Below are 6886 nucleotides of genomic sequence, written 5' to 3'. Positions count from 1 at the left end.
GGCTAGGGTCGGTGGTGGTGCGGGTCATCGCGCTGGTGTTGCACCTGGCGGGTTCTGTACACAGGCTTCAGGCGTCCGTTGGGCTGGTATGGGCGGGTGTTTCCAGTAGTTCGCGGGTTGCTTTTTTGGGCTGCGGCGTACCCCGTATGAATAACCCTCCTAGTCTTGAACAAACCCATTGGGAGATAGCGTGAACCCGTGTGTGGTGTTAACGCAGTACAGAGTCTGCGCATCCGTGGGCTTGCACGAGACACCCAGCGCTGTGATTACTGTGCCTACATCAACAGGGGTTGACTGAACGGGGGCGGTAGGGCCGTCGCCAAAATCAGAGAAAGTGGGAGCCCCGGTTTTGCCTATCGTCACGTAGTTAATGCCACCCCCAGCCCGGAAAGCCCGGCAGGTGATTGTTTTGGTGTCTAGAGTGCCAATGCAATCAACGGTCTGAGCGGGAGTGGAGAAAGTGACTGCGGTGCCAGTCATAGGCCCCGGAGGGTCACCGATATGTTTGTTCATATCGACTACATAGCCGGGTAGTACTCGTTCCCCAGGGTAGCGCAGTTCAAGGTAGGCGCCGTTTGCGCTGTTTTGGCAGAGGTACACCTGGCCGCTTAACATTGCGTAGGCACCCATATATTGCCGGTTCATCTGGCAGGTGTACCCTCCCAGTATGCCTTCAACGACCCCGTATCGGTTGTAGGCAAGATCGGGCATCTGGGGGAAGTAGGAGTTAAAAACTGAGATAGCTTCAGCGCAGCTTACGGCTCCGCCAGAGACATAGACGCTTCCCTCAGTACTTTGGCCCTCGCTATTGACCACGGGGCCGCAGTTGGTACCTGGCGCTGCAATAGCATCTGATGCCGGAGAGGCTTGTTCAGAAGGAGGTGTCTGGGCTTGTGCGGGAGTGGCTTCAGCGGTTGTTTGCTCTACCGCTGGTTCGGAGGAGGGCGTCTCTGCGGTAGGTGAGGGGCTTAATATTGTGGCCGAAGGCGACGGTGTTGCCGAGCTGCTTGATAATTCATGAACGGGGGTGGGTTTTGGAACACCGCCGGATAAGGAGCATGCCGAGAGCGCGAGAGCCGCGATTCCCATGACGCTCATGAGTGTGGTGCGAGAAAGCATAGAGGTTCCTTTGCTGGTGCGTACAGGTTTAACTTTAGCTTTATTCAGCTGTTAAAAGCAGAAGGACGCCGCCACGCACCTGCCTGCCTGAAGGCAAGGGGAGGGGCGCGGCGGCGTCCTTACACACAGTAACTAGCGACTAGCTGGGGGCTACCTCGCCAAAGTGGCGGGCCAAGGTGCCCTCGTGGGCTTCGCGCAGCTCCTCCAGGTCGATAGCGACCTCACCCTGAATGTCCAGGGCCTTTGAGGCGGCATCAACCACGCCAATGCGGGCGAAGGGGTAGTCGCGGGCGGTGCACATGTCCTTGAAGCGAACTTCTTCAGAGCGGGGAACGGAGACAACCACACGGCCCAGGGACTCAGAGAAGAGCAGGGTGAACAGGTCGATACCGTCACGCTCAGCAACCTCACCCAGGCCAACACGGGCACCTACACCAAAGCGCAGGCAACCCTCAACCAGGGCAGCAGCCAGGCCACCAGCAGAAACATCGTGGGCGGCATCAATCATGCCGTCACGGCTCATGTTCACCAGCATGTCGCCCAGCAGCTTCTCAGCAGCCAGATCAACCTTGGGGGGCAGGCCGCCCAGATGGCCCTTGAAGCGGGCCCACTCGGAGCCGTCCAGCTCGTCGGCGGTGGTGCCCAGCAGGTAGAGGGCCTGGCCGTCGTGCTCAGGTGCCCAGCCAGAGGGGGTGCGGCGGGTGACGTCGTCCATCACGCCCATCATCGCCACCACGGGGGTGGGGTTAATGGCCTTGCCGCCGGTCTGGTTGTAGAGGGAGACGTTACCGCCGGTCACAGGTACGCCCAGTTCCATACAGCCATCAGCGATACCGCGCACAGCCTCAGCGAACTGCCACATGACGTCCGGGTCCTCGGGGGAGCCGAAGTTTAGGCAGTCAGAGACAGCTACAGGGCGGGCACCTACGGTAGCGACGTTACGGTAGGCCTCAGCCAAGGAGGCCTTAGCGCCCTCGTAGGGGTCTAGCTTGGTGAAGCGGGGGTTAGCGTCGGTGGCGAGGGCAACACCCAGGCCGGTTTCTTCGTCTACGCGGATCACGCCGGAGTCATCGGGCATAGACAGGGCAGTGTTGCCCTGAACGTAGCGGTCGTACTGGTTGGTAATCCAGGACTTGGAGCACATGTTGGGTGCAGCCATGAAGTCCTTGATTGCCTGGCCTAGTTCGGCGCCGGTGGGGCGGGCATCGTCCGCGCTGGAGCCGGTGAACTTGTCTGCCTGTAGGGCGTCCTGCCAGTCGGGGCGGGCGTAAGGACGCTCGTAGGTGGGGCCGTCGTGGGCCACGGTCTTGGGGTCCACATCGACGATGACTTCGCCCTGCCACTCGATGGTCAGGCGGCCGGAGCCGGTGACTTCACCGAGTACGGAGTATTCGACATCCCACTTGTCCATGATTTCTTCAAAGCGGGAGAGGTTTTCGGGGGTGACCACAGCCATCATGCGCTCCTGAGATTCTGACATGAGAATCTCGCCGGGAGTCAGGGTGGGGTCGCGCAACAGCACCTTGGTCAGGTCAACGTGCATGCCGCCGTCACCGTTTGAGGCTAGTTCTGAGGTGGCGCAGGAGATACCTGCGGCACCGAGGTCCTGGATACCTTCAACGACAGAGCCCTTGAAGAGTTCTAGGCAGCACTCGATGAGGACCTTCTCAGCGAAGGGGTCGCCCACCTGCACGGCGGGACGCTTGGAGGGCTTGGTGTCATCGAAGGACTCAGAGGCCAGCACGGAGGCACCACCGATACCGTCGCCACCGGTGCGGGCACCGAAGAGGATGACCTTGTTGCCGGTACCTGAGGCGTTAGCGGTGCGGATGTCTGCGTGGCGCATAATGCCCACAGCCAGGGCATTGACCAGGGGGTTGGCCTGGTAGCATTCGTCAAATTCGACTTCGCCGCCGATGTTGGGCAGGCCCAGGGAGTTGCCGTAGCCGCCTACACCGGAGACAACGCCGGGTAGGACGCGGGCGGTGTCGGGGTGGTCGATGGCACCGAAACGTAGGGGGTCCATGACAGCTACGGGGCGGGCACCCATGGAGATAATGTCACGCACGATACCGCCCACACCGGTTGCTGCACCCTGGTAGGGCTCAACGTAGGAGGGGTGGTTGTGGGATTCAATCTTGAAGGTTACAGCCCAGCCGTTGCCGATATTGGTCACACCGGCGTTCTCGCCGATGCCGACCATGAGGTCCTTCTTCATTTCGTCGGTGACCTTAGCACCGAACTGCTTGAGGTGAACCTTTGATGACTTGTAGGAGCAGTGCTCTGACCACATGACCGAGTACATTGCTAGCTCGGCTGCGGTGGGGCGGCGGCCGAGGATTTTCTTGATGTCCTCGAACTCGTTTTCCTTCAGGCCAAGCTCAGCCCAGGGCAGTTCGGTCTCGGGGGTGGCAGCGGCGTGCTCAACGGTGTCGAGGTTAAACTTCTTGTCGCTCAAAATTCTTATTCCTTATGCGAGGCGTTTAGGCCGAAACCAGTTTGTTGAGTACGGAGGTGAAGACGCCTAGGCCGTCGGCGCCTTCGCGCAGACCTACGGTGCCAAAACCTGAGGAGGAGGGGCCAAAGCCGGGCTCAACGGCGTGCTCGGGGTGGGGCATGAGCCCTACGACGTTGCCGCGCTCGTTGGTGATACCGGCGATGTCGTTGCGGGAGCCGTTGGGGTTGACGTCTACATAGCGGAAGACGACGCGGCCTTCAGCTTCGAGGGCCTCAAGGGTTTTAGCGTCAGCGACGTACTGGCCGTCCTGGTTCTTGAGGGGCACCACAATGTTCTGGCCTGCTTCAAAGTCGCTGGTCCAGAAGGTCTCATTGTTTTCGATTCGCAGGATCTGGTCACGGCAGATGAACTTGCGGTGATCATTCTTGATCATGGAGCCAGGTAGCAGGTGGGTTTCAGTGAGAATCTGGAAACCGTTGCAGATACCTAGCACCGGCAGGGGTGCGGACCCGGAGGTGCCAGCGGCGCTAGCGGCCTCAACGACCTTGCTCATCACGGGGGCCTTGGCGGCGATGGCGCCAGCGCGCAGGTAGTCACCGTAGGAGAAACCACCGGGGACGATAACAGCGTCTACCTTGTGCAAATCTGCTTCATCGTGCCACAGGGAGACGGCGGTGCCGCCTGCTAGGCGCACGGCGCGAGAGGCGTCGCGGTCATCGAGGGTGCCGGGGAAGGTGATGACGCCGACGCGCACACCTGCGAGCGCGGCGTCGGGGGTGTTTTCAGAGAAGTCGCCCACGAGGGGAACTTCGGTTGCTGCGAGGGATTCTGCCACGTCTTTTAGTCCTCCAGAGCTTCGACGTTGACGACGTCTTCAATCACGGGGTTAGACAGCAGCTCTTCGGCTGCCTGGCGGGCCTGCGCGAGCAGTTCTTCGGTGACTTCACCGTCGACAGTAAGTTCAAAGCGCTTACCCTGGCGGACATCGGTGAAATTGGTTAGACCGATGCGGGGAAGCTCGTGAGAGATAGCCTTGCCCTGGGGGTCGAGGATTTCGGGCTTGAGCATAACGTCAACAACAATACGGGCCATGAATGGGCACTCCTTGGGTGCTGGAATCTAGATAGAACCGCAACCTATTTTACCGGATGCGTCAAGTGCGCCAGACGGCCCCCTATTGAAGGTGCAGGAACAGAAAGAGCTGGGGTGTGGGGCTCTTTCTGCTCCTGCGGTGTCTAAGGCTGGCAGGGTGCCAGGATTAGTTCTTATTCGGCGGGCAGGTAGCCCATATCGCGTGCCTTATCAGCGGTCATTTCGTTGACTTCTACGGTGCTAGCGTTGCGGTAGAAGAAGTGCTGAGGCTGGAACTGGATCATTTCCATATCGTTGGGGGCAGAGAGCTGGCTGATTCTGCCGTCCTTGTTGATGTCGATCCGCTGGGGGCGGGATTCGACTCGTCCGTCACCGTCGAAGTCTATTCCTTGGTGGGCGTTCCAGTAGCGGTTGCCGTAGCGGATGGAGAACCCGCGGCCTTGCTGGCCGATACCGCGTGTTTCGATGATGGCGGCCTCGTTCATGGTCATGCCTTCGCTGGTGGAGTAGCCGTAGTAGATTGATCCGTCGCTGCGGCGTAGGCCTTCAAGCTGGTACTTGTAGTTCATGATGCTGGTGTAGTTGGGCTTGTAGTTCACACTGTCGTCACCGCCGTGTTCTAGGCCCAGGTTGTGCCCTAGCTCGTGGATGAAAGTGCCGATACGGATCGGGCTGCTAGCGTGGCCCCAGTGGGTGGGGCCAACGGTTACTGTGAAGACTCGGCCGTTGAGGTTACCTGCCCCAGATGAGCCGTTGGTGCCGTGGTAGTCGCCCCAGATCATGTAGTGGAAGGTGCGGTAGCGGGCTATGTCTGAGTGGATGGCGCGCAGGTCATGCACGTCGCCTAGGTTGGTGAAGCCTTGGTGGGGCATCTGGTTGCCGCCACCTAGATCGTAGCGGGGGTAGATGCTGCCGGCGTCTAGGTGTAGGTTGATGCCGGTTCTCCCGTCGGGGTTCCACAGGGGCAGCTGGGCGAAGGTGTCGACGATAGTGTCGAGTTCGGCTTCGCTGGCCATGAGGCCTGGCATGTAGTCCATCTCAACGAAGATGTCTTTGTGGTAGGGGTCTGCCCCTAGGGCGGGGAAGTCGATGTCGATGTACCCGTCACCGTTGTAGTCGTAGCCTTCAATTTCCCAGATATCTAGTAGGCGGTCGCCGTCAGAGTCGTAGGCGTAGTTGTAGGCTGAGGCTGCTGGGGCGGCTAGGCCCGTAAAAGCTAGGGCAGCGATAGCTACCGTAGCGAGTTTGCGCGAAAAACGCATGGAGGTTGTCCCTTCTTTAGCTTGGGGCCAAGGACGACGTTAGGGAATCGAGCAGACGTTGACGTAAGCGCACAGATCTTTCAGCTAGAGATCTTTGCTGCCGCACGTACTCAGCTTTGCCTTCTGCGGTCTCAATGGGGATGGGTTCGTAGCCCCATTCCTTCAGATCGTAGGGGGCAGCTTTCATGTCGAGTTCGCGTGCCTGCCAGGCCAGCTCGAAGCAGTCCATGACCAGCTCTGAGGCTATCAAAGGTAGGAGCTTATAAGCCCATTTGTAGATGTCCATATTTGAGTGGAGGCAGGCGGGTTGCTCCATGTCACGCTGGGTTTGTCGTGTGGGCCGAAATTCGTTCATGGGAGCGGCTTGGGGCATGAAAAAACGGAAGGCATCGAAGTGGGAGCACCTGATTTTATGGCTTTCAACCACCCGGTCGGTGCCCTCTGCCCCTAAACGTAGCTTCAGGTAGTCGTGGCGGATATTGTTTTCAACCGACTTATAGGCCATGGCCCACTCGTGTAGGCCAAAGCACCCAAAGAACCCGGGCTTGGCCGCGGTCTTGCCCACAATAATGCGGGCAAAGTCTATGGCAGTGGCACGGTCCTGGGCGAACTTCTCGGTATCAACGAGGACGCTACTACCCTCCTGGGCGGCTGTGGCAGCTTCTGCTGGGGGCAGGCCAGCTTCTTCTAGCTCTTGTTGGGTTGCGGCCCGGTAGAATTTCCAGTTTGCTCGCTCACCAGCGTCCTGCAGAATGATTCCCGCACCGGGGTGCCAGCGCATGAATTGGCCGGGTTTGAGGGTGTAGTAAGTGAAGAGGAAGTCTTCGACGGGGTGGGCTTGGCCGCGCTTGCGCCGCTCGGCAAAGGGTAGGGCGTAGCGGCCTGATCGCTGTTCATGGGCGGACGCCTGGGTGCGCCAGGTAGCTGCGGTAAGGAGGGTGAGGGGCATGGGGTC

General features: G+C 59.7%; 6 protein-coding genes. All 6 read right to left on the bottom strand.

Features of this window, described 5'->3' with window-relative positions:
• Positions 1-159: 159 nt before the first annotated feature.
• Complete coding sequence (locus ACED87_RS07455) at positions 160-816, bottom strand: hypothetical protein (RefSeq protein WP_449089794.1); 657 nt, start codon at positions 814-816, stop codon at positions 160-162.
• Between the two features lie 442 nt (positions 817-1258).
• Positions 1259-3577 (bottom strand): phosphoribosylformylglycinamidine synthase subunit PurL, encoded by a 2319-nt coding sequence (gene purL / locus ACED87_RS07450; protein ID WP_449089793.1) that lies wholly within the window; start codon positions 3575-3577, stop codon positions 1259-1261.
• A 25-nt stretch (positions 3578-3602) separates the two neighbouring features.
• On the bottom strand, positions 3603-4412 hold the full coding sequence (purQ, locus tag ACED87_RS07445; RefSeq protein ID WP_449089792.1) for a phosphoribosylformylglycinamidine synthase subunit PurQ: 810 nt from the start codon (positions 4410-4412) through the stop codon (positions 3603-3605).
• Between the two features lie 5 nt (positions 4413-4417).
• The gene (purS, locus tag ACED87_RS07440; RefSeq protein ID WP_449082308.1) at positions 4418-4669 is read right to left on the bottom strand and encodes a phosphoribosylformylglycinamidine synthase subunit PurS; all 252 of its coding nucleotides are present in this window, start codon (positions 4667-4669) and stop codon (positions 4418-4420) included.
• A 173-nt stretch (positions 4670-4842) separates the two neighbouring features.
• On the bottom strand, positions 4843-5931 hold the full coding sequence (locus ACED87_RS07435; protein ID WP_449089791.1) for a C4-dicarboxylate ABC transporter substrate-binding protein: 1089 nt from the start codon (positions 5929-5931) through the stop codon (positions 4843-4845).
• A 16-nt stretch (positions 5932-5947) separates the two neighbouring features.
• Complete coding sequence (locus tag ACED87_RS07430; RefSeq protein WP_449089790.1) at positions 5948-6880, bottom strand: 3-methyladenine DNA glycosylase; 933 nt, start codon at positions 6878-6880, stop codon at positions 5948-5950.
• Positions 6881-6886: the final 6 nt, after the last annotated feature.

The sequence above is a fragment of the Rothia sp. 32237D007AR genome, from assembly GCF_053544675.1.
Note: the sequence above shows the minus strand (reverse complement) of the source record. Positions and strands in the feature narration are given on the sequence as shown.

Coding starts and splice junctions, on each gene's coding strand:
- purS (WP_449082308.1), bottom strand. CDS start 4,669: ATGGCCCGTATTGTTGTTGACGTTATGCTCAAGCCCGAAATCCTCGAC.
- ACED87_RS07435 (WP_449089791.1), bottom strand. CDS start 5,931: ATGCGTTTTTCGCGCAAACTCGCTACGGTAGCTATCGCTGCCCTAGCT.
- ACED87_RS07430 (WP_449089790.1), bottom strand. CDS start 6,880: ATGCCCCTCACCCTCCTTACCGCAGCTACCTGGCGCACCCAGGCGTCC.